Raw genomic sequence first — 618 nt, 5'->3', positions numbered from 1 at the left:
CCCTGCGCCTGGCCGGCGGCCGCGGACGGGCCGGCATCCTGGCGCTCGGCGCCCTCGAGCTTCTGGCCGGCGCCTTCGTGCTGGTGCTCGGGCTGGCGATGCTGTCGGGCGTCGCGCTCGACGTCGGCGGCTGATCGCCCCCTCGCCAACCCAACGCCAGCGTGCCACGCTCGCTCCCGGACACGATTCCCGGCAGCTCGAAGGTTTCGCATGGCAGGGTTCGACCACATCCTGAACTGGCGGCTGCTCTCCGGCTCGCACCCGTTTCCGGGGCCCGACGGCGGCACCTGCATCAACGAGGCCGCCCTCGTCGCCGCTGGCCTGCCCTATCGCGCGATCCGGTCCAGCGACGACTGCCCGCCCTGCTTTTCGCGCCCGCTCGCGGCCTATGCGCTCGGCCTCAACGACGCGATGCCGGACGCCGAGCGCCACCGGCTGATGGCCTTCGTCCTGCGCCTGTCGGGATCGGCCGACCTGCCCGCGGTCGAGATCGAGCGAACGGTGTTCCTGGCGCTGGCGAGCATCCGCCGCCTGCTGCCGCCGCTGCTGGAAAAGGCCGGGCTCGTCGACCTCGCCGTCCTTTGCGCCGCCGCGGGCGACATCGACGAGGCGCTGGCC

The 618-nt window shown here is 73.5% G+C and carries 1 pseudogene; it reads left to right on the top strand.

Features of this window, described 5'->3' with window-relative positions:
- Window positions 1–210: 210 nt before the first annotated feature.
- Window positions 211–618 (top strand): annotated as a pseudogene (locus FV222_RS28565) (hypothetical protein); the annotation flags it as partial.

This window comes from Methylobacterium sp. WL103 (assembly GCF_008039885.1).
In the GTDB taxonomy this organism is placed as follows: Bacteria; Pseudomonadota; Alphaproteobacteria; order Rhizobiales; family Beijerinckiaceae; genus Methylobacterium; species Methylobacterium cerastii.
The sequence above is the reverse complement of the archived record's forward strand: the minus strand, read 5'-3'. Positions and strand labels throughout refer to the sequence as shown.